The 20003-nt window shown below is 72.1% G+C and carries 19 protein-coding genes; 12 read left to right on the top strand and 7 right to left on the bottom strand.

The features are described 5' to 3' along the window. The first annotated feature begins 106 nt into the window (after positions 1-106). The 4 genes from AB0K92_RS15235 (at position 107) to AB0K92_RS15220 (ending at position 2618) form a co-directional block, all read left to right on the top strand. Positions 107-1372, top strand: coding sequence for an MFS transporter (locus AB0K92_RS15235; RefSeq protein ID WP_365923109.1), 1266 nt, complete (start codon positions 107-109; stop codon positions 1370-1372). 181 nt (positions 1373-1553) lie between these two features. Continuing rightward, positions 1554-1670, top strand: a complete 117-nt coding sequence (locus AB0K92_RS15230) for an SGM_5486 family transporter-associated protein (RefSeq protein WP_277347393.1) — start codon at positions 1554-1556, stop codon at positions 1668-1670. 157 nt (positions 1671-1827) lie between these two features. Further along, complete coding sequence (locus tag AB0K92_RS15225; protein WP_165997205.1) at positions 1828-2034, top strand: hypothetical protein; 207 nt, start codon at positions 1828-1830, stop codon at positions 2032-2034. A 65-nt stretch (positions 2035-2099) separates the two neighbouring features. Continuing rightward, positions 2100-2618 carry a histidine phosphatase family protein gene (locus AB0K92_RS15220; protein ID WP_165997204.1) on the top strand — a complete coding sequence of 173 codons (519 nt, stop codon included), beginning with the start codon at positions 2100-2102 and terminating at the stop codon, positions 2616-2618. Positions 2619-2700: 82 nt separating this feature from the next. Here AB0K92_RS15220 and serB read toward each other — a convergent pair whose 3' ends face one another. Both serB and AB0K92_RS15210 read right to left on the bottom strand, forming a co-directional pair. After that, entirely contained in the window at positions 2701-3909 is a 1209-nt protein-coding gene (gene serB / locus AB0K92_RS15215; protein WP_365922929.1) for a phosphoserine phosphatase SerB, read from the bottom strand. A gap of 707 nt (positions 3910-4616) precedes the next feature. Continuing rightward, positions 4617-6749, bottom strand: coding sequence for a streptophobe family protein (locus AB0K92_RS15210; RefSeq protein ID WP_365922927.1), 2133 nt, complete (start codon positions 6747-6749; stop codon positions 4617-4619). A 242-nt stretch (positions 6750-6991) separates the two neighbouring features. On the opposite strand from AB0K92_RS15210, the gene AB0K92_RS15205 reads away from it, so the two are divergent. Next, entirely contained in the window at positions 6992-9619 is a 2628-nt protein-coding gene (locus tag AB0K92_RS15205) for an FHA domain-containing protein (protein ID WP_365922925.1), read from the top strand. 94 nt (positions 9620-9713) lie between these two features. Here AB0K92_RS15205 and AB0K92_RS15200 read toward each other — a convergent pair whose 3' ends face one another. Then, positions 9714-10481 (bottom strand): transglycosylase SLT domain-containing protein, encoded by a 768-nt coding sequence (locus AB0K92_RS15200; protein ID WP_365922923.1) that lies wholly within the window; start codon positions 10479-10481, stop codon positions 9714-9716. Positions 10482-10990: 509 nt separating this feature from the next. On the opposite strand from AB0K92_RS15200, the gene AB0K92_RS15195 reads away from it, so the two are divergent. The 3 genes from AB0K92_RS15195 to AB0K92_RS15185 all read left to right on the top strand — a co-directional run bounded on the left by AB0K92_RS15195 (position 10991) and on the right by AB0K92_RS15185 (position 13196). Continuing rightward, complete coding sequence (locus AB0K92_RS15195; RefSeq protein ID WP_365922921.1) at positions 10991-12136, top strand: GAF domain-containing sensor histidine kinase; 1146 nt, start codon at positions 10991-10993, stop codon at positions 12134-12136. Beyond that, positions 12129-12770: a response regulator transcription factor gene (locus tag AB0K92_RS15190; protein WP_165997196.1), complete on the top strand. Its 642-nt coding sequence runs from the start codon at positions 12129-12131 to the stop codon at positions 12768-12770. Before AB0K92_RS15195 ends, AB0K92_RS15190 begins: the two co-directional genes overlap by 8 nt. Before the next feature lie 180 nt (positions 12771-12950). Continuing rightward, positions 12951-13196, top strand: a complete 246-nt coding sequence (locus AB0K92_RS15185; protein ID WP_365922920.1) for a chaplin — start codon at positions 12951-12953, stop codon at positions 13194-13196. Between the two features lie 239 nt (positions 13197-13435). Here AB0K92_RS15185 and AB0K92_RS15180 read toward each other — a convergent pair whose 3' ends face one another. Further along, positions 13436-14224: a hypothetical protein gene (locus tag AB0K92_RS15180; protein WP_365922918.1), complete on the bottom strand. Its 789-nt coding sequence runs from the start codon at positions 14222-14224 to the stop codon at positions 13436-13438. Between the two features lie 151 nt (positions 14225-14375). Here AB0K92_RS15180 and AB0K92_RS15175 point away from each other — a divergent pair, with 151 nt between their 5' ends. The 3 genes from AB0K92_RS15175 (at position 14376) to AB0K92_RS15165 (ending at position 16791) form a co-directional block, all read left to right on the top strand. Beyond that, the gene (locus AB0K92_RS15175; protein ID WP_365922916.1) at positions 14376-15173 is read left to right on the top strand and encodes an ABC transporter ATP-binding protein; all 798 of its coding nucleotides are present in this window, start codon (positions 14376-14378) and stop codon (positions 15171-15173) included. Between the two features lie 92 nt (positions 15174-15265). Next, positions 15266-15697 (top strand): NfeD family protein, encoded by a 432-nt coding sequence (locus tag AB0K92_RS15170; RefSeq protein ID WP_365922914.1) that lies wholly within the window; start codon positions 15266-15268, stop codon positions 15695-15697. Positions 15698-15828: 131 nt separating this feature from the next. Beyond that, entirely contained in the window at positions 15829-16791 is a 963-nt protein-coding gene (locus AB0K92_RS15165) for an SPFH domain-containing protein (protein WP_365922912.1), read from the top strand. Positions 16792-16898: 107 nt separating this feature from the next. On the opposite strand, the gene AB0K92_RS15160 is transcribed toward AB0K92_RS15165, so the two are convergent. The 3 genes from AB0K92_RS15160 to AB0K92_RS15150 all read right to left on the bottom strand — a co-directional run bounded on the left by AB0K92_RS15160 (position 16899) and on the right by AB0K92_RS15150 (position 18912). Continuing rightward, positions 16899-17405, bottom strand: a complete 507-nt coding sequence (locus AB0K92_RS15160) for an HNH endonuclease (protein ID WP_365922910.1) — start codon at positions 17403-17405, stop codon at positions 16899-16901. A 144-nt stretch (positions 17406-17549) separates the two neighbouring features. Then, the gene (locus AB0K92_RS15155; protein WP_365922908.1) at positions 17550-18089 is read right to left on the bottom strand and encodes a YbhB/YbcL family Raf kinase inhibitor-like protein; all 540 of its coding nucleotides are present in this window, start codon (positions 18087-18089) and stop codon (positions 17550-17552) included. 40 nt (positions 18090-18129) lie between these two features. Continuing rightward, positions 18130-18912, bottom strand: coding sequence for a sporulation protein (locus AB0K92_RS15150; protein WP_365922906.1), 783 nt, complete (start codon positions 18910-18912; stop codon positions 18130-18132). A gap of 94 nt (positions 18913-19006) precedes the next feature. On the opposite strand from AB0K92_RS15150, the gene AB0K92_RS15145 reads away from it, so the two are divergent. Next, complete coding sequence (locus AB0K92_RS15145; protein ID WP_365922904.1) at positions 19007-19648, top strand: DNA-3-methyladenine glycosylase; 642 nt, start codon at positions 19007-19009, stop codon at positions 19646-19648. The last annotated feature ends 355 nt before the right edge of the window (positions 19649-20003 follow it).

Below are 20003 nucleotides of genomic sequence, written 5' to 3'. Positions count from 1 at the left end.
CGGCACCGGGACCGGCGCGCAGACGGGTGTGGCCGGGAGGACCGGCGCGGCCGACGCGCCCGGTCCGGCCGGCGGTGCGGGCGCGCCGGCGCGCAACAGCACCACCATGCGCGCGTGGACCACACGCCTGGTCGTCCTCGGCATCATGCTGTCCGCCCTGAACCTCCGCCCCGCCATCACCAGCCTCGGCGCGCTGCTGGAGGAGGTCCGCGACGGCCTCGGCATGAGCGGCAGCGTCGCCGGACTGCTCACCTCCGTGCCGCCGCTCTGCTTCGCCGTCTTCGGTGTCATGGCGCCCCGCCTGGCCCGCCGCTTCGGGCCCGCCGCGGTGGTGTGCGCCGGCACGGCGGCCATCGCCGCGGGCCTGGCCATCCGGCCGTACACCGGTGGCACGCCCGGCTTCCTGGCCGCCAGCGCGCTCGCGTTGATGGGCATAGCGGTCAGCAACGTCCTCATGCCGGTCATCGTCAAGCGCTGGTTCCCCGACCGGGTCGGTTCCATGACCGGCGCGTACTCCATGGCGCTCGCCCTCGGCACCTCCACCGCCGCCGCCGTGACCGTTCCGGTCACCGACGCGCTGGGCGGCGACTGGCGGTCCGGGCTCGCCGTGTGGGCCGCGCTCGCGGCGGCGGCCGTACTGCCGTGGCTGCCGGTGCTCCGGGACCGGGGGACCACTCCGGGCGGGGGCCGGGAGGCTTCGCCGGGCGGGGACCGGGAGGCGTCACCGGGCACCGGGCGGACGGACGCGGCGGGCACAGTCCGGGGCGAGGCACAGGTGCCCGCGCTGCGCATCACCCGCAGCCGTACCGCGTGGGCGCTCGCCGTGTTCTTCGGGCTCCAGGCGACCGCCGCCTACATCACGATGGGCTGGATGGCCCAGATCTTCCGCGACGCGGGTGTCGCCGCCGGTACGGCCGGTCTGCTGCTCGCCGTCACCATGGTGATGGGCGTGCCGCTGGCCTTCGTCATCCCGCGCCTGGCCACCCGGCTGCCCCAGCAGGGACCCATCGTGCTCGCGCTCGGCGTCTGCGGCCTGGCCGGATACGCCGGCCTGTACTTCGCCCCGGCCGCCGGCGCCTGGGCCTGGGCCCTGCTGCTGGGCGTGTCCAACTGCGCCTTCCCGCTCGCCCTGACCATGGTCGGGATGCGCGCGCGGTCCGGTGCGGGGGTGGCCCAGCTGTCCGCGTTCGCCCAGAGCACCGGCTATCTGCTCTCCATCCCCGGCCCGCTCCTGGTGGGCGTGCTCTACCAGCACAGCGGCGGCTGGGGGCTGCCCATCGCGCTGATGGTGGCCCTGATGATCCCGCAGATGGCCGTGGGCTGGCTGGCCGGCCGGGACCGCACGGTGGAGGAGGAGGCGGCCGCCCGCTGAGGAACCCGGCGGGGCCGGGCGGCACGTGGCACGGACCCCGGCCGGGCGGTTTGGCACGGACCCCCGGCCGGGCGGTTTGGCACGGACCCCCGGCCGGGCGGTTTGGCACGGACTTCGGCCGGGCGGGTGTGGCACGGACCCCGGCCGGGCCGGGCGCCGCGGCGGGTGCGACACTTGCCGTATGCCAGTGCTCGAGCCGAACCCCCAGAACGGCCAGAAGAAGATGCTGCTCGTCTTCGGCTCGTTCTTCGCCATCTTCGTGATCATCGCCGTCATCGCGTCGATCGCCGCGCCCTGAGGCCGCTTGGTAGGGCTGTCCCCCCTGTCCCCTAGGGGGTGAGGCTCAGGGTGAAGTGGGTGGATCACCGGATGGGGCGGCGGCTCACGATTCCGTAGCGTCGTTGGTGTGGCCGCTGGAGGCGGCCGCCCAGTCCGCACGGATCCACGGAGGCACCATGCAGGCCCGCACCCAGCCCCGCCCCCGCCCGGTGACGTCGCGCGGCGCCGACGCGCGGCTGCCCTGGTGGGCCCTCGCCCTGCCGGTGCTCGCCTTCGCCGCGCTGCTGACGCTGATCCTCCACCCGTCCGACGCCCACGCGGCGGCCGGCGACCCCGCCATAGCCCGGCTCCTGGAGCGCGCCCAGCAGCTGCTCACCCGCTGAGCACGACCGCGGCCGCCCGTCAACTCCCTGCGCCACGTGGCCTGTTTCATGCGAAGCTGGGAGTCATGAGCGTCGCAGAACCCCGCAGGATCGTCCTCTTCCGGCATGCGAAGGCCGACTGGCCACAGGTGAACGACCACGAGCGGCCGCTTGCCGAACGGGGCCGCAAGGACGCCGCCGAAGCCGGACGCAGGCTGGCCGACACCGGTATCCCCTTCGACCTGGCCCTCTGCTCCACCGCGACCCGCACCCGAGAGACCTGGAAGCTCGCCGTCCACGAGTTCTCGCACCGCCCGAAGACGGTCTACGAGGAGCGGATCTACGAGGCCTCGCCCGGCGAGCTGATCGCCCTGCTCAACGAAACCCCCGACGACGCCCAGAACGTCCTCCTGATCGGCCACAACCCCGGCGTGCACGGTCTCGCCGAGGTGCTGGCCGCCTCCTCCGAGGCGGAGGCACGGCAGCGGATGTCCCGCCGGGGCTTTCCGGCCGCCGCCTTCGCCGTGCTGTCCTTCCCCGGCCCCTGGAAGACCCTGGAGCCGGGCGTGGCCACCCTGCTCGACTACTGGGCGCCGAGCGACTGAGCCGACCCCGCACAGACACAGGGGCCGGCACGCACCGCAGGTGAGCACCGGCCCCTCGGAACGTCCGCCGCGGCGGCCCGGACTAGCCCTCCTCGTGCGCGTCCGCCGCCTCGACCTCTTCGCGGGTCACGCCGAGCAGGTACAGCACGGTGTCGAGGAACGGCACGTTCACCGCCGTGTGCGCGGCCTCCCGCACCACCGGCTTGGCGTTGAAGGCGACACCGAGCCCCGCCGCGTTCAGCATGTCGAGGTCGTTGGCGCCGTCGCCGATCGCCACGGTCTGCGACAGCGGTACGCCCGCCTCCGCGGCGAACCGGCGCAGCAGCCGCGCCTTGCCCGCGCGGTCCACGATCTCGCCGGTGACCTTGCCGGTCAGCTTGCCGTCGACGATCTCCAGCGTGTTGGCCTGGGCGAAGTCGAGACCCAGGCGCTCCTTCAGATCGTCCGTGACCTGGGTGAAGCCGCCCGAGACGACACCCACCTGGTAGCCGAGCCGCTTCAGCGTACGGATGAGGGTGCGGGCACCCGGCGTCAGCCGCACCTCGCTGCGCACCTTGTCCACCACCGAGGCGTCCAGACCCTTCAGCAGCGCCACCCGCGCGTGCAGCGACTGCTCGAAGTCCAGCTCCCCGCGCATCGCCGCCGCCGTCACCTCGGCGACCTTGTCCTCGCAGCCCGCGTGGGCGGCGAACAGCTCGATGACCTCGTCCTGGATGAGCGTCGAGTCCACGTCCATCACGACCAGGCGCTGAGCCCGCCGGTGCAGCCCGGCCGCGACGACCGCCACGTCCACACCGAGCGCCGCCGCGTCGGTGACCAGGGTGGTGCGCAGCGGCTCGGTCTCCACACCGGACACCGCGAACTCCATGGCGGTGACGGGGTACTTGGCGAGCCGGAAGATACGGTCGATGTTGCCCCCCGCCTTGGTGATCTTGGCGGCGATGGCGGCGGTGGCCTCCGCGGTCAGCGGGTGGCCGAGCACGGTCACCAGGGAGCGGCCGTGACCACGCGGACGGTTGTCGCCGAGGCCGGAGATGATCTCGGCCTGCATCTTCATCGACTCCGCCCAGCTGTGGACGGTGGCCCGCAGGTCGCCCTCCAGCCCGTGGGGCGGCTCGGTCACGAGCGCGCACAGCACGATCCGGCCCCGGGTCACGACCTGCTCGATGTCGACCACGTCGACGGAGTAGGCGGCCAGGGTGTCGAAGAGTCCGGCGGTGAGACCCGGCCTGTCCTTGCCGAAGATCTTGACCAGGAGAGTGGGGACGTCAGAGGTCTGCGAAGCGCTCATGGTGCTCCCACGGTAACCGGCACGCAGTGCCGCCCGCGCCCGAGGTCCGCCCAGCGGACACGGAACACTACGCGTCGCCCGCATGACGCCCACGTGACCAAGTCCCGCGCGGACCTCTCTCACGAGGCCCTGGACTCCCCGGACCACGGAGGCTCATTGCTGGCAGGCCCGCCTGCTGCCGGGCCTCGGCTGGTGCGGCCCGTCCGGCGGCGGGAAGGCGGCGACGGGCCCCTCTTGGCGAGCCCGACCCGACGAGCGCCGACCGCCGTCCACATCACCGCGCCCGATCCCGCCGCTCTGCCGGCGTCTGCCGGGCCGTTGGCGCGACGGGGGAGCCCGTCTCGCCGCAGCGGCACGTTGCTGCCGGGCCAGTCTGGGCGGCGCGTGCGGGGCGGAGGAGGTGGCGGCGGGCCGTCGTCCGGCGAACCTGTACCCGGTGAGCGCTGACGGCCGTCCACGCCACCGGCCCAGGTGGCGTAGGCCCGGCCAGGTGGCGTAGGCCCGCGGTGCCTGCCCGAACTCCTCGCGCGGCGGCCGGGGCCCGCTCTGCCGCGGCGGCTCGTTCCTGCCGAAGCCCGCCTGGGCAGTGCGTCGGGGGTGGAGGAGGTGGCGGCGAGCCTGTATCCGACGAGCGCTTCCAGTCCGTATCCGACGAGCGCTGACCGCCGTCCACGTCAGCGGCCCTGATCGCGCCGACCTGCCGGCGCCTATCCGGGGTCCTCGCGCGGCGGCCGGGGCCCGCCCCGCCGCGGGGGCTCGTTCCTGCCGGGGCCCCGCCTCGGTGGCGCGGGCGGCGGCGGAGGAGGCGGCGGCACCCCGTCCTCCGGCGAGCCGGGCCGCCGAGGCGCATGCTCACTCGACCGTTCCCCTGGCCGGCCACCTGACCGCCCTCCCGACCCCACCCCCGCCCCCGGTGGCCGCTGCGGAGACCGCGCTGGCGGCTCCATGCCGCGCGCCACGGTCGGGGCGCCGTACAGCCCCTCGTCCGCGAGGGGCGGGGGCTCCGGGGGTGCCGCCCCGTCCCCGGAGCGACCAACGGGCGCCCCGCCGGCACCTGCCTGCGCATCCGACCTCCGCAGCACCTCCGTGTCCCGGTCCCGCGAACGCCCCGGCAGCCGCAGATACGGATTCGTCGCGGGGTTCGGTGGCCGGTACGGAGTCCCCGGGGCGTAGGGGCCCGGCCCCTCCGGATACGCGGCGCGGGGCCGCCCGGCGTCACCCCGTGCCAGCGGTGCCACCCGCCGCCCCGCGACCCCGCACGACCAGGCCAGCAGCGCCCCACCGGCCCCCGCCGCCGCGCCCCAGACCGCGCCGAGCAGCAGCGCCGTGCCCAGGTGCGCGCTCAGCTCGACACCGGCCCCGAACGCGTCGATCCCCAGTACGGACAGCGAGGCGTCGAGCGACACCTCCGTCGCCAGCCCGAGCAGCGGCAGCGCACACGCCGTCATCACGCCCAGCCGCAGCGCACAACGCCCCGCGAAACCGACGGCGCCCCGCCCCCGCCCGCCACACGTCTCGTCCCCGTCCTCATCGCGCCCGCCGCTCGACACGCCCCCGTGCCCACCGCGCCCGCCACGCGCCCCGCCCCCGTCCTCATCGCGCCCGCCCCTCGACACAGCTCCGCCCCACCTCGACCCGCCACTCACCGCCCCGCCGACCGGTGTCCGGACCGCCTGCACCACTCCCGCCAGCAGCAACGCCGAACCCGCCGCCACCGCCAGCAGCCACACCCGCCCGTCCAGCTCGGCCAGGCGCCCCAGCGTGACCGGCTGGTCGGTGTCCACGAGCAGGTCGTCGAGCGGGTCGGGCAGGAACCGCGCGAGAACCCCCGAGGCCTCGCCGTCCCAGGGCACGAACAACCCCACCGACAGCCCCAGCCACACCCCGTTCGGCGCCCCCAGCAGCGCCGCGCCCGCGATCCGCTTCGGGTGGTCGTCGCCGGTCGCCGCGTACGCCGCCGCGGCGCACCCCGCGGCCACGGCGACCAGCACCACCGCGACGAGCGCCGACACGGCCGGCCGTACCACCCGGTGTACCGCGTCCCAGCCGCGCGGCAGCGGAGCCCGGCGCGACGCCAGCAAGGCGACGATCAGCACCCCCGTCACCCAGGCCGCGCCTCCCGCCAGCGTCGGCGCCGTGTCGACGCTGAACCCGACCGCCGCCTCCGCGTCGACGAGATCACCGAGCCGGTCCGGCAGCAGCCCGCCTATGCCACCGATGCCTCCGGCCCCTCCGATGCCTCCGGCCCCTCCGATGCCTCCGACATCCCCGATGTCCCCGAGCCCTGGGATCTCAAGACCCCCGTCCGACCCGCCCGCGCCTCCGCCCCCGCCCGCGCCTCCGCCCCCGGCTCCTCCGAACAGCTCGTCCACCTCCAGCGCCCCGCCGTCGAAGGTGATGACATCCCGCCCGGCCCACGCCAGCCCGCCCAGCGTGGCCACGAACAGCACGATCACCGCCCCCGCGCGGGCGAGGAGTTCGGCGGGCGCGACGACAACTCCGGCCGCGCGCAAGGACCGTAGGAAGAACCAGGACAAAAGGAGCGCACCGACCAGACTCACGCCCCATGGCGTGATCTCGACGGCGGTCGTGGCCTCGGCGCCCTCCAGACCGAACACGGACACGTCCCCGGACGGCGTGACCGAACCACCCGCCCCGAGCGCCACCACCGTCGCGGTCATCGGCCCCGACGAGCCCGCCGCGTCGGCCTCCAGCAGCCGCAGTCCGAGCGCGGCCGTGCCCGCCATCCCGATCAATGCCCAGCTCAGGGCGGCGATCGCGCACAGCAGCACATCCACCCAGGGCACCCTCGTGCCGTACGGCCCGTCCCCGACGCTCATGGCAGACCCCCCGATCCGCGGCGCGGCGCGACTGCCGCGCATGTCCCCCTCGCGGGGGATTACCACTCTCCGGGCAGGTTTCCACCCCGTCAACGAGAGTGCTTCCATGCGCCCGCGCGCGGTCTTCACAAGGCCCGACTTTCGGTCAGGGGGCCGCTCCTGAAATAGTTCCCCCCGATGTTCGACATCCCTAGACTCCCCGCGACGGGGGTAACTCGGGGGACAACTCAGTGGGGCATGGAGTGCCGGAACTCGTACTGGAATCAAACGGACGGACCTGGACGCTGGACGCGTCCCGGGCCTACACACTCGGACGCGACCCTCAGGGGGACGTCGTGTTCGACGACGCCAGGGTCTCCTGGCGGCACGCCACGGTCAGCTTCAACGGCCGCAGTTGGGTCATCGAGGACCATGGCAGCACCAACGGCACGTTCGTGCAGGGCCGGCGGATCCATCAGATGGAGATCGGTCCCGGCTCGGCGGTGAACCTCGGCAACGCGACCGACGGCCCGCTCGTGACCCTCTCAGGTGCCGCGGCCGCCGCGACACCGCAGGCACAGCCGCAGCCGCAGGCCCAGCAGCCGTACGCCGCACAGGGCGCCGGCGCCGGATGGGCCCAGCAGCCGCAGGCACAAGCCCCGCACCCGCAGGCGCCGCAACAGCAGGCCGCGCACCAGCAGCCGGCGGCCCCGCAGCAGCAGGCTGCCCAGCCCGGCTGGCACCAGCCGCAGAGCCCGCCCCAGCAGCCGCACGCCGCGCACATCCCGCCGCAGCAGCAGGGCCCGGTGGAGAACTACGCGCAGAAGGTGCCCGGCGGTGCCGCGGGGGCACCGCCGGTCTACGGCGGCGACCGCAGCCCCACCACGTTCCACCAGTTCGCGCTCGGCCGCGTCATGCGCATCGGCCGTGCCCTGGAGAACGACCTGGTCGTCTCCGACCTCCAGGTCTCCCGCAACCACGCGGAGTTCCACGCCACGCCCGACGGCCGCATGGAGATCCGCGACCTCGGCTCGCACAACGGCACGTACGTCAACGGCCAGCCGATCCCCAAGGGCGGCTCCGCGCTGCTCGGCCCCACCGACATCGTCGGCGTCGGCCACTCGACGTTCCGGATCGTCGGCGACCGGCTGGAGGAGTTCGTCGACACCGGTGAGGTGTCCTTCTCCGCCCGCCACCTCACCGTCACGGTCGACGGCGGCAAGCAGATCCTCAAGGACGTCTCGTTCGGCGTCCCGGAGAAGTCGCTGATCGCGGTCATCGGCCCGTCGGGCTCCGGCAAGTCCACCCTGCTCAAGGCGCTGACCGGCTACCGGCCCGCCAACCAGGGCGAGGTCCTCTACGACAACCGGAACCTCTACAAGCAGTTCGCCGAGCTGCGCCAGCGCATCGGTCTGGTCCCGCAGGACGACATCCTGCACAAGGAGCTGACCGTCAAGAAGGCCCTCAAGTACGCGGCCAAGCTCCGCTTCCCCGCCGACACCACCGGCGCCGAGCGCGAGGCCCGCATCGACGAGGTGCTGCGCGAGCTGAAGCTCGACATCCACAAGGACAAGAAGGTCACCTCGCTCTCCGGCGGCCAGCGCAAGCGCGTCTCGGTCGCCCTGGAGCTGCTGACCAAGCCGTCGCTGATCTTCCTGGACGAGCCGACCTCCGGCCTCGACCCGGGCATGGACCGCGACGTCATGCAGCTGCTGCGCGGCCTCGCCGACGACGGCCGCACCGTCCTCGTCGTCACCCACTCGGTGGCCGAGCTGGCGCTGTGCGACAAGCTTCTGGTGATGGCCCCCGGCGGCTCCGTCGCCTACTTCGGCCCGCCCGAGGAGGCGCTGAACTTCTTCGGCTACGACACCTGGGCCGACGTCTTCTCCGCCTTCGAGAACTACCGCGACTACGACTGGGCGGGCCGCTGGAAGGGCTCGCAGCACTACCAGATGTACGCCGCGGACATCGACGCCGTCGCCCCGCAGGCCGTGCAGATGCCGCAGATGCAGGCCATCAGGCCGCCGAAGCCGCAGGGCTGGATGTCGCAGTGGATCACACTGGTCCGCCGCTACATCTCCGTGATCGCCTCCGACAAGGGCTTCCTCGCCCTGATGGTGATCCTGCCGGCCGTGCTCGGCGCGGTGAGCCTCCTCATCGACCCCGACCGCGGACTGCTGCCGAACCCGGCCCATCCGCAGACCGGCCGGATCATCCCGAACGGCACGGCCACCACCGTCCTGCTGATCCTCGCCGTCGGCGCCTGCTTCGCCGGCGCGGCCAACTCCGTCCGCGAGCTGATCAAGGAACGGGTCATCTACGAGCGGGAGCGCGCCACCGGCCTGTCCCGCTCGGCGTACCTGATGTCCAAGGTGTTCGTGCTCGGCCTGATCACCGTGGCGCAGGGCCTCATGGTCGGCGTGATCGGCTTCGCCACCCGCGAGATCCCCGAGGAGGGCCTGATCCTCGGCGGCGCCACGCTCATCGAGCTGTCCCTGCCGATCATGGCGCTGGGCTTCACCTCGATGATGTTCGGCCTGATCATCTCCTCGCTGGTGAAGACCGCCGAGAAGACGATGCCGCTGCTGGTGATGTTCGCGATCATCCAGGTCGTCTTCACCGGCTGCCTCTTCGCCCTGAACGGCACGGCCGGCGTCAACCAGTTCTCGTACCTGATGCCCTCGCGCTGGGCGGTCGCCGCCGCGGGCGCCACGCTGGACTTCAACAAGATCAGCCCGCCCGAGGAGGGTGCCGACAACGACCCGCTGTGGGAGCACAGCCTGGGCACCTGGACCCTGGACATGGCCGCCCTGATCGCGCTCGGCGTGATCTGCGGCTTCTTCGTGGCCCGCTTCCTGCGCCGCCACGAGCCCGAGGTCATGCGCAAGTAGTCACGGCCCCACGCACCGCCGTACGACGCCGAAGGGCGGCACCCCGTCAGGAGGGTGCCGCCCTTCGGCGCTGTGTACCGAGGTCCGCGCGGCCTCAGTACGCGCTGTTGACGTTGTCCATCGAGCCGTAGCGGTCGGCCGCGTAGTTGCACGCGGCGGCGATGTTGGCGACCGGGTCGTAGATGTTCCACGACGTGCCCGGGACGTGGTAGGCCTGGAAGGTCGGCGGGATCACCTGGAGCAGGCCCTTCGACGGAATGCCGTTGCGGGCGTTGATGTCCCAGTTGTTGATGGCGTTCGGGTTGCCCGAGGACTCCCGCATGATGTTGCGGTGGATGCCGCTGTAGGAGCCCGGGATGCCGTGCTTCTTCATGACGTCGAGCGCCTCGCGGATCCAGCCGTCGAGGTTGTTCGCGTACACCTTCTTCGCGGCGGCCGGCTTGACGGCGGCGACCGACTTCATGGCGACGCGCTGGGCGGACCGGCTCGCGGACTGCTTCGCGGCACGCTCCCGCGCGGCCTTCTCGGCGGCTTCCTCGGCGGCCTTCTTCCGGGCCTCGGCCGCGGCCTTCCGCTTCGCGGCGGCCTCGGCGGCGGCCTTCTGCTGCGCCTCGATCGCCTCGACCTTCACGCTGGCGGCGGCGAGCTGGTCGGTGATCGTGCCCTTGACGTCCTTGACCTGCTCGGAGCCGTACGCCACCGCAGCCGCGGAACCGGCCTCGGCCGTCGTCGTCTTCTCGCCGGCCGGGACGACGGAGAACGCGAGGGCGGCGGCACCGAGCGCGGCGACACCGGAGAGCGCGATCTTGTGCGCCTTGGTCGGCACGCGACGGTGACCGGGGTTCTGGGTGTTCTTGGGCATGCGGAATGGACCTCTTCGAATAGCGCGGAGGTCGCTCTGCGTCCGACGGGGGACATCGGCGGGGGACAGGGGCTCTTCCCGCACGAACGCCGCGGGGCGGAACCCGCGGCGCTGAGCGACGGAGGCAATTCTTAGCGGCCGCAAAATCGGGAGGCAAAGGTGTGACGTACGATGCCGGGTAGTGGATCACCCAGGGGCAAATCAGGACAGACTGGACCGTCTGTGCCGCTCATCCGGAGCCCAGCTGTCTCCTATGTCCGTTCGTACGTGATGTGCGCCCTATGTGCGGGCTCACATCGCCACCCCGCCGCTCTCACCGCGAGTTGCCCGCGCAACGCTCTGCGTGAGCGCCTGCGACGCCCGGCCGCCCTCGCGGGCGCCCGCTCCGAGCGGACCCACCCCGGCCCCCGCCCTCACCGCTCGGGACCTCCGACCTAGGACCTCGGAACCACCCCGTCGCGGTCAGCGGTCCGATCCCCGGTGTCACACCCCGCCGCTAGCGTGGAGACATGAGTCAAGGCCCCCGGTCCGGCCTCGCTGCGGTCAGCTCCGCGCTGCTGGCCATGAGCAGGCATCTCGAGGTGCGCGACGTCCTCAAGACGATCGTCGCCTCGGCCCGCGAACTGCTCGACGCGCAGTACGCCGCCCTCGGCGTGCCCGACGATCACGGCGGCTTCTCCCAGTTCGTGGTCGACGGCGTGAGCGACCGGCAGTGGAAGGCCATCGGCCCGCTGCCCCGCCAGCACGGCATCCTCGCCTCGATGCTCCACGAGGCCCGCGTCGAACGTCTCGCGGACGTCCGCAAGGACCCCCGCTTCGAGGGCTGGCCCTCCGCCCACCCGGAGCTCGCCGACTTCCTCGGCCTGCCCATCCGCGACGGCGACGAGATCATCGGCGCCCTCTTCCTCGCCAACAAGAACTGCCCGCGCCGCGACGGCGGCTGCGGCTTCACCGAGGACGACGAGGAACTCCTCGCCATCCTCGCCCAGCACGCGGCCATCGCCCTCACCAACGCGCGGCTCTACGAACGCAGCCGCGAGCTGACCATCGCCGAGGAACGCTCCCGCCTCGCCCACGAGCTGCACGACGCCGTCAGCCAGAAGCTGTTCTCGCTGCGCCTGACCGCCCAGGCCGCCGCCGCCCTCGTCGACCGCGACCCGGCCCGCGCCAAGGGCGAGCTGCAGCAGGTGGCCGCGCTCGCCGCCGAGGCCGCCGACGAGCTGCGCGCCGCCGTGGTCGAACTGCGCCCCGCGGCCCTCGACGAGGACGGCCTCGTCGCCACCCTGCGCACCCAGATACAGGTCCTCGACCGCGCCCACACCGCGCGCGTCACCTTCGACAGCCGCGGCGTGCGCGCCCTGCCCGCCGCCCAGGAGGAGGCCCTGCTGCGCGTCGCCCAGGAAGCCCTGCACAACGCGCTGCGGCACTCCGGCGCCGACCGCGTCGACGTCTCCCTCACCAGGCACGGCAGCGGCGCGGTGCTGCGGGTCACGGACGACGGCAGCGGTTTCGACCCGCGCGGAGTGCGCCGCGCCGGACGCCATCTCGGCCTGGTCTCCATGCGGGACCGGGCGAGCGGCGTCGGCGGCAGACTGACTGTGGAATCGGCGCCCGGAAAGGGCACCACGATCGAGATGGAGGTCCCCGGTGGCTGACTCAATCAAGGTGCTGCTCGTCGACGACCACCAGGTCGTCCGCCGGGGCCTGCGCACCTTCCTGGAGGTGCAGGACGACATAGAGGTTGTGGGCGAGGCCGCCGACGGAGCCGAGGGCGTCGAGCGCGCCGAGGAACTGAAACCCGACGTCGTCCTCATGGACGTCAAGATGCCCGGCATGGACGGCGTCGAGGCGCTGCGCCGCCTGCGCGAGCTGGACAACCCCGCGCGCGTGCTGGTCGTCACCAGCTTCACCGAACAGCGCACGGTGGTCCCGGCCCTGCGCGCCGGTGCCGCCGGATACGTCTACAAGGACGTCGACCCCGACGCCCTGGCCGGCGCCATCCGCTCCGTGCACGCCGGGCACATCCTGCTCCAGCCGGAGGTGGCGGGGGCCCTGCTGTCACAGGAGGACGCGGGCTCCGGCCAGGGCCGCGCCGGGTCGCTCACCGAGCGGGAGCGCGAGGTGCTGGGCCTGATAGCCGACGGCCGCTCCAACCGGGAGATCGCCCGCGCCCTGGTGCTGTCCGAGAAGACCGTCAAGACGCACGTGTCGAACATCCTGATGAAGCTCGACCTCGCCGACCGCACCCAGGCCGCCCTGTGGGCCGTCCGCCATGGCGTGACCGGCTGACACGCTCTGCCCACGGCACCGGGCGAGCTCTCCGTACGGCAATACGGAAGGTCACGCTCCGAGCCGAGATTCATACCGTCGTGGGAATGTCCCCCACATGGCGCATCCCCGGCGGATCGTGGCCGTTCTCCAGTGCGTGCTGCGGCGCCTGCCGCAGTGATCGCTAGAGAGGGCTCAGAAGTGAAGAACCTGAAGAAGGCAGCGGCTGTGGCGATGGTGGCCGGTGGCCTGGTGGCCACCGGTGCGGGCATGGCCAACGCCACCGACGGCTCGCTGGCGACCGGTGAGGCCCAGCACTCGCCGGGTGTCGTCTCGGGCAACCTCGTCCAGGCCCCGGTGCACGTCCCGGTCAACGCCGTGGGCAACAGCGTGAACGTCATCGGCGTGCTGAACCCGGCCTTCGGCAACGAGGGCGTCAACCACTGAGTTCCGCCACCGCCGACATCACCGGAACCGGGCAACCGCCGGGCCCTCCGGCCCGCGGAGACCTCGTCCGCTGACGAAACTCCCGCTCCGGTGATCCGCACGGGCAGCACCCACCTCCTCCCGTGCCGTACGCATCCGGGCACCAGCGGCCGGCGCGCCCCCACCCAGGCCGCGACAGGGCCCCGCGAGTCGACGCCGACTCGCGGGGCCCTCGGCCTGTCCCGCCGCACCGCCCGGACTCACCGCACCCCGCGCTCCCGCTCCTCCACGATCGCGTTGTACGCCGCGACCTGCGCCCGCCGCGCCGTACGGTCCACCGGCCGCAGCGCCTGCGCCCGCGCCGCCATCTCCGCGGCGCTCACCGCGCCCCCGTGCCCGTTCTCGTACGCCAGCGAGACCAGCGCCCCGACCCGCTGCGCCAGCTCCAGCACCCGCACCGCCCGCGGCGGATACCCCGGCGCCAGCACCTCCCGCCCCCGCTCCGCCCGCGCCCGGTACGCCTCCATCGCCGCCGCCGCGACCGGCCCCGACGCGGCCACGTCCAGCCGCGTCAGCACCTCCGTCGCCTCCCGCAGCGCCTCCGCCAGCTCCCGCTCCGCCTCCCCGAGCGAAGGCACGTCGGCCGGCGGGGCCTCCCGCACCGCCAGGCAGTGCCAGACGACCTCCACGTGCACATCACCCTCGGGCCCCGCCTCCGTCACCTCCGGCACCATCCCCAGCGCGGCGCCGTGACAGATCACCGCCTCCTCGGCCTCCAGCGCCCGCGCGTTGAACTCCGGCGGCCCGCTCAGCCCCAGCGGATGCCCCGGCGCGGGCAGCGCGACCCGCAGCCCGGTCGCACCCAGCGCCCGCAGCCGCCCCAGCGCGAGCGTCAGCCCCACCGGCGCCGACTCACCCGGCAGCCCCGCCACCCGGTGCACGGCGTCCTCGCCGACGATGGCGAGCACGGCCTCATCCGGCGAGACAAGTCCGGCGAGAAGGGCATTTCCCCAAGCGGCAAGGCGTCCAGAGCGCGGTTCCGTGAGCATCCCCCCACCCTAAGGACCGGACCGATGGAATGTCCGGCCCGACCGGTGGCGTAGATTTCATGGAGGGCTGCGCCCACCGGCGCGACCGACCGAGCCACAGGCGTACGCGACTGCCGAGACCGGCCACACTGCAAGGGGAGACAACGCGCTCATGAGCGATGTTCTGGAGCTTCAGGACGTATCCGTGGTCCGCGAGGGCCGGGCTCTGGTGGACCAGGTCTCCTGGTCGGTGAAGGAGGGCGAGCGCTGGGTGATCCTCGGCCCCAACGGCGCCGGCAAGACCACCCTCCTCAACGTCGCCTCGAGCTACCTGTACCCCAGCAAGGGCACCGCCACCATCCTCGGCGAGACCCTCGGCAAGCCCGGCACCGACGTCTTCGAACTGCGCCCCCGCATCGGCATGGCCGGCATCGCCATGGCCGACAAGCTCCCCAAGCGCCAGACCGTCCTGCAGACCGTGCTCACCGCCGCCTACGGCATGACCGCCGGCTGGCAGGAGGAGTACGACGACATCGACGAGCAGCGCGCCCGCGCCTTCCTCGACCGCCTCGGCATGTCCGACTACCTGGACCGCAGGTTCGGCACCCTCTCCGAGGGCGAGCGCAAGCGCACCCTCATCGCCCGCGCCCTGATGACCGACCCCGAACTGCTGCTCCTCGACGAGCCCGCCGCCGGCCTCGACCTCGGCGGCCGCGAGGACCTGGTGCGCCGCCTCGGCCGGCTCGCCCGCGACCCGATCGCCCCCTCGATGCTCATGGTCACCCACCACGTCGAGGAGATCGCCCCCGGCTTCACCCACGTCCTCATGATCCGCCAGGGCAAGGTCCTCGCCGCGGGCCCGCTGGAGCTGGAACTCACCTCCCGCAACCTCTCCCTCTGCTTCGGCCTCCCGCTCGTCGTCGAGCAGGTCGGCGACCGCTGGACCGCCCAGGGCCTGCCGCTCGGCTGAGCCCCCACAGCCGCCCAACACCCTCCGGGACGGGGCGCGTTCCCGCCGATCGCGCCCTGTCCGCGGCGGCACCCCCGGCCTACCATGGCCGTGTGAACGACATCGACGCATGGGTGTGGTGGCTCGTCGGCGCGGCCGCGCTCGGAATCCCGCTCGTGGTCACCGCCATGCCGGAACTCGGGATGCTCGCGGTGGGCGCCGTCGCCGGCGCGATCGCCGCCGCCCTCGGCGGCGACGTCGTGGTGCAGGTCCTCGTCTTCGTCGCGGTCTCCGTCGCCCTCCTGGCCGTCGTACGGCCCATCGCGACCCGGCACCGCTCCCAGCGGCCCCAACACGTCACCGGCGTCGAGGCGTTGAAGGGCAGACAGGCCGTCGTCCTGGAACGCGTCGACGGCTCCGGCGGACGCGTCAAGCTCGCCGGTGAGATCTGGTCGGCCCGAGCCCTCGACACCGACCGCAGCTACGAGGCCGGCCAGCAGGTCGACGTGGTGGACATCGAGGGCGCCACGGCGATCGTCATCTGACCTCACCTGACGCAAGTCGGCCGAACACTCCCCGAGTTGGGTGACGGTCTGCGAGACTCGACCAGCAAGATCTTCTCAACCATAAGATCTTCCAAAAGCGCCGAGGCCGAGAAGGGTACGGGGAAGCGACGATGGAACCGATCATCATCGTCTTGATCATTCTGGTGGTGCTGGTCTTCATCGCCCTGATCAAGACGATCCAAGTCATCCCACAGGCCAGCGCCGCCATCGTCGAGCGCTTCGGCCGCTACACACGGACCCTCAACGCGGGCCTCAACATCGTCGTCCCGTTCATCGACACCATCCGCAACCGCATCGACCTGCGCGAACAGGTCGTGCCGTTCCCGCCGCAGCCGGTGATCACCCAGGACAACCTGGTCGTCAACATCGACACCGTCATCTACTACCAGGTCACCGACGCCCGCGCCGCGACCTACGAGGTCGCCAGCTACATCCAGGCGATCGAGCAGCTGACGGTCACCACGCTGCGCAACATCATCGGCGGCATGGACCTGGAGCGGACCCTCACCTCCCGCGAGGAGATCAACGCCGCCCTGCGCGGCGTCCTCGACGAGGCCACCGGCAAGTGGGGCATCCGCGTCAACCGCGTGGAACTGAAGGCCATCGAGCCGCCCACCTCCATCCAGGACTCGATGGAGAAGCAGATGCGCGCCGACCGCGACAAGCGCGCCGCGATCCTCCAGGCCGAAGGTGTCCGCCAGTCCGAGATCCTGCGCGCCGAGGGCGAGAAGCAGTCCCAGATCCTGCGCGCCGAGGGTGAGGCCAAGGCCGCCGCCCTGCGCGCCGAGGGCGAGGCCCAGGCCGTGCGTACGGTCTTCGAGGCCATCCACGCCGGCGACCCGGACCAGAAGCTGCTCTCCTACCAGTACCTCCAGATGCTCCCGAAGATCGCCGAGGGCGACGCCAACAAGCTCTGGATCGTCCCCAGCGAGATCGGCGACGCCCTCAAGGGCCTCTCCGGCGCCATGGGCAACTTCGGCGGCATGGGCGGCGGCTCAGGCAACGGCGGAGCAGGCAACGGCGCCTCCGGCCCACAGCCGACGGAACGCCGCGAAAAGCCGACCCTCGACTGACGGTCACTCAAAACCGACAGTTCCCCGCACCCACCTAAGGGGCGCGGGGAACTGCGCGACCAGCCACGGACAACCAGCAGACCGACGACGGCGAACGCCCCTACGGTCTACGCGGCATCCCGCGAAAGCCACTCCGGCAGCGCCTCGAACTCCTCCCGCGCCAGCGCCAGCAACATCGCATCCGCGGGAGTCGGCTCGAACGGCTCGAAGAGCAACGGCATCCCCGCCTCCTGCGGAGTCCGGTTCGCCTTGCGGTGATTGTCCTCCGCGCACGAGGCCACCGTGTTCAGCCACGTGTCCCCGCCCCCCTGCGACCGCGGCACCACGTGGTCCACGGTCGTCGCCCGCCGGCCGCAGTAGGCGCACCGGTGCCGGTCCCGCACCAGCACCCCCCGCCGCGACCACGGCGCTTGTCTTCGGAACGGCACCCGTACGTACCTGCACAGCCTGATCACCCGAGGCGCCGGTATGTCCACCGCGGCTCCCCGCATCCGCAGTTCGGGGTGGGCCTGCTCGACGACGGCCTTGTCCTGAAGCACCAGAACGACGGCTCGGTTCAGCGTCACCGTCGACAACGGCTCGAAGCTCGCGTTCAGCACCAGCGTGTCCCGCATACCAGCCCACCTCCCGTGTGCACCGGCCCACCCCCTCGGCGGGCTGGATCAACTCTGGCCGGGCCCGCCGAGATGGACAACGCAATAAAAATGCCCGCCCCCGATCACTTCCATGACAAGGGGCGGGCAAACGCGAGGTGAATCTCAGGATTCGGCGGGCACCTCGTACTCACCGATCAGCTGGGCCCGCGCGATCGTGTGGAACCGCAGGTTGAAGCCCACGACCGCGGGCGTCGCGTCCGCGTCGGGACCGAGCTTCTCCTGGTCCACCGCGTACACCGTGAACACATACCGGTGCGGCCCGTCCCCGGGCGGCGGCGCGGCACCACCGAAGTCCTTGGTGCCGTAGTCGTTGCGCACCTGGACCGCGCCCTGCGGCAGCCCTTCGAACGAGCCGCTGCCCGCACCCGCCGGCAACTCGGTGACGGAGGCCGGGATGTCGGACACGACCCAGTGCCAGAACCCGCTGCCCGTCGGCGCGTCCGGGTCGTAGCAGGTCACGGCGAAGCTCTTGGTCTCGGCGGGGAAGCCCTCCCACCGCAGCTGCGGCGAGGTGTTGCCGGCCGCGTAGACCTGGGCGTCCTTCAGCGTGGCGCCCTCCTGGACGTCCTCGCTCGTCACCGTGAAGGACGGCACGGGCGGATGGAAGTCGTGGGGGAGAGGCCGCCGCTTCAGCTCGGTCACCTCGGTACCTCCTGATCGTTGCGTTCCGTGGGTACCGAGCCTAGAACCAGTTCCGCTTCGACCCGACCTCGGACAGCCACTGGTTGAGGTATGCCGCCCAGTCGGTCCCCTGGTAGTCGTTCAGGCCCACCTGGAACGAGCGGAACGTGTCGCTGCCCTCGCTGAACATCCCCGGCTTCTTGTCCATCTCCAGCACGACGTCCATCGCGTTCTGGTCGGCGACGAAGCTCAGCTCCACCTGGTTCAGCCCGCGGTACTGCTGCGGCGGCAGGAACTCGATCTCCTGGTAGAACGGCAGCTTCTGCCGGGTGCCCCGGATGTGGCCGCGCTCCATGTCCGCGTTCTTGAAGCGGAAGCCCAGCTGGATGAAGGCGTCCAGGATCGCCTTCTGCGCCGGCAACGGGTGCACGTTGATCGGGTCCAGGTCACCGGAGTCGACCGCACGCGCGATCTCCAGCTCCGTCGTCACCCCGATGTCCATGCCGCGCAGCGCCTGGCCGTCGATCATCGTGATCGGCGTCTCCCACGGGATGTCCAGCGTGAACGGCACCGCGTGCACCGCGCTCGCCTGCAGCTCGAAGGCACCGCCGAGCCGCATCTTCGCGAACTCGACGTCCTGCTTGTACTCGGTGTCCTGGCCCTCGACCTCGACGCGCGCCTGGAGCCCCACCGACAGCGCCTCGATCTGCTGGTTCACGGACCCGCCCTGGATCCGCACCTCGCCCTGGACGACCCCGCCCGGCACCACGTTGACCTCGGTCAGCACCGTCTCCACGGACGCCCCACCGGCACCCAGGCTCGCGAGCAGCTTCTTGAACGGCATGACTCTCCCTCTAGCGACTGGACCCTCGATCCCTACCAACGCGATCCGGCGACGCCCGGTTCCGCGCCCTCCCGCTGCACTACCCTCGGACGGCATGATCGCGACCCCCGACCGTACGCCCCTGCCCCGGGACTTCTTCGACCGGCCCGTCCTCGACGTGGCACCCGACCTCCTCGGCCGCATCCTCGTACGCACCACCCCGGACGGTCCGATCGCCCTCCGCCTGACCGAGGTCGAGGCCTACGACGGCCAGAACGACCCGGGTTCCCACGCCTACCGCGGCCGCACCCCCCGCAACGCCGTGATGTTCGGCCCGCCCGGCCATGTGTACGTCTACTTCACCTACGGCATGTGGCACTGCATGAACCTGGTGTGCGGCCCCGAGGGCCGGGCCAGTGCCGTCCTGCTCCGCGCGGGCGAGATCATCGAGGGCGCCGAGCTGGCCCGCACCCGCCGCCTCTCGGCCCGCAACGACAAGGAACTCGCCAAAGGCCCGGCCCGCCTGGCCACCGCCCTCGACGTGGACCGCGCCCAGGACGGCGTGGACGCCTGCGCCTCCGGCGAGACCCCGCTCCGCATCCTGACCGGCACCCCCGTCCCCTCCCACCAGGTACGCAACGGCCCGCGCACCGGAGTCTCCGGAGAGGGCGCCGTCCACCCCTGGCGCTTCTGGGTCGCCGACGACCCGACGGTGAGCCCCTACCGGGCCCATGTCCCACGCCGCCGGCGCACTTGACTCTCCTCGCGGAGGTACGTAATGTGGCCCGAGCCGCTGGAACGGGTACTGCCATCGACAGCAGCCGGAAGCGGCCAACCCACTACCTCAGAAGATCCCCTCAGCGGGGACGAATTCGACGTGTCCGCATGTCCGAATTCAGAACCGCGGACTCGATTATGAGTCGGCGAGGGAATCGGCTAACGTAGTGAATGTCGAAAGGCCGCCGGGCAAAGCCCGGAAGCCCAAGACGATCCCGCCGGCCGGGAATCGGATCGAGAAAAAGATCTGATAGAGTCGGAAACGCAAGACCGAAGGGAAGCGCCCGGAGGAAAGCCCGAGAGGGTGAGTACAAAGGAAGCGTCCGTTCCTTGAG

Source organism: Streptomyces sp. NPDC052687 (assembly GCF_040678395.1).
In the GTDB taxonomy this organism is placed as follows: domain Bacteria; phylum Actinomycetota; class Actinomycetes; order Streptomycetales; family Streptomycetaceae; genus Streptomyces.
Note: the sequence above shows the minus strand (reverse complement) of the source record. Positions and strands in the feature narration are given on the sequence as shown.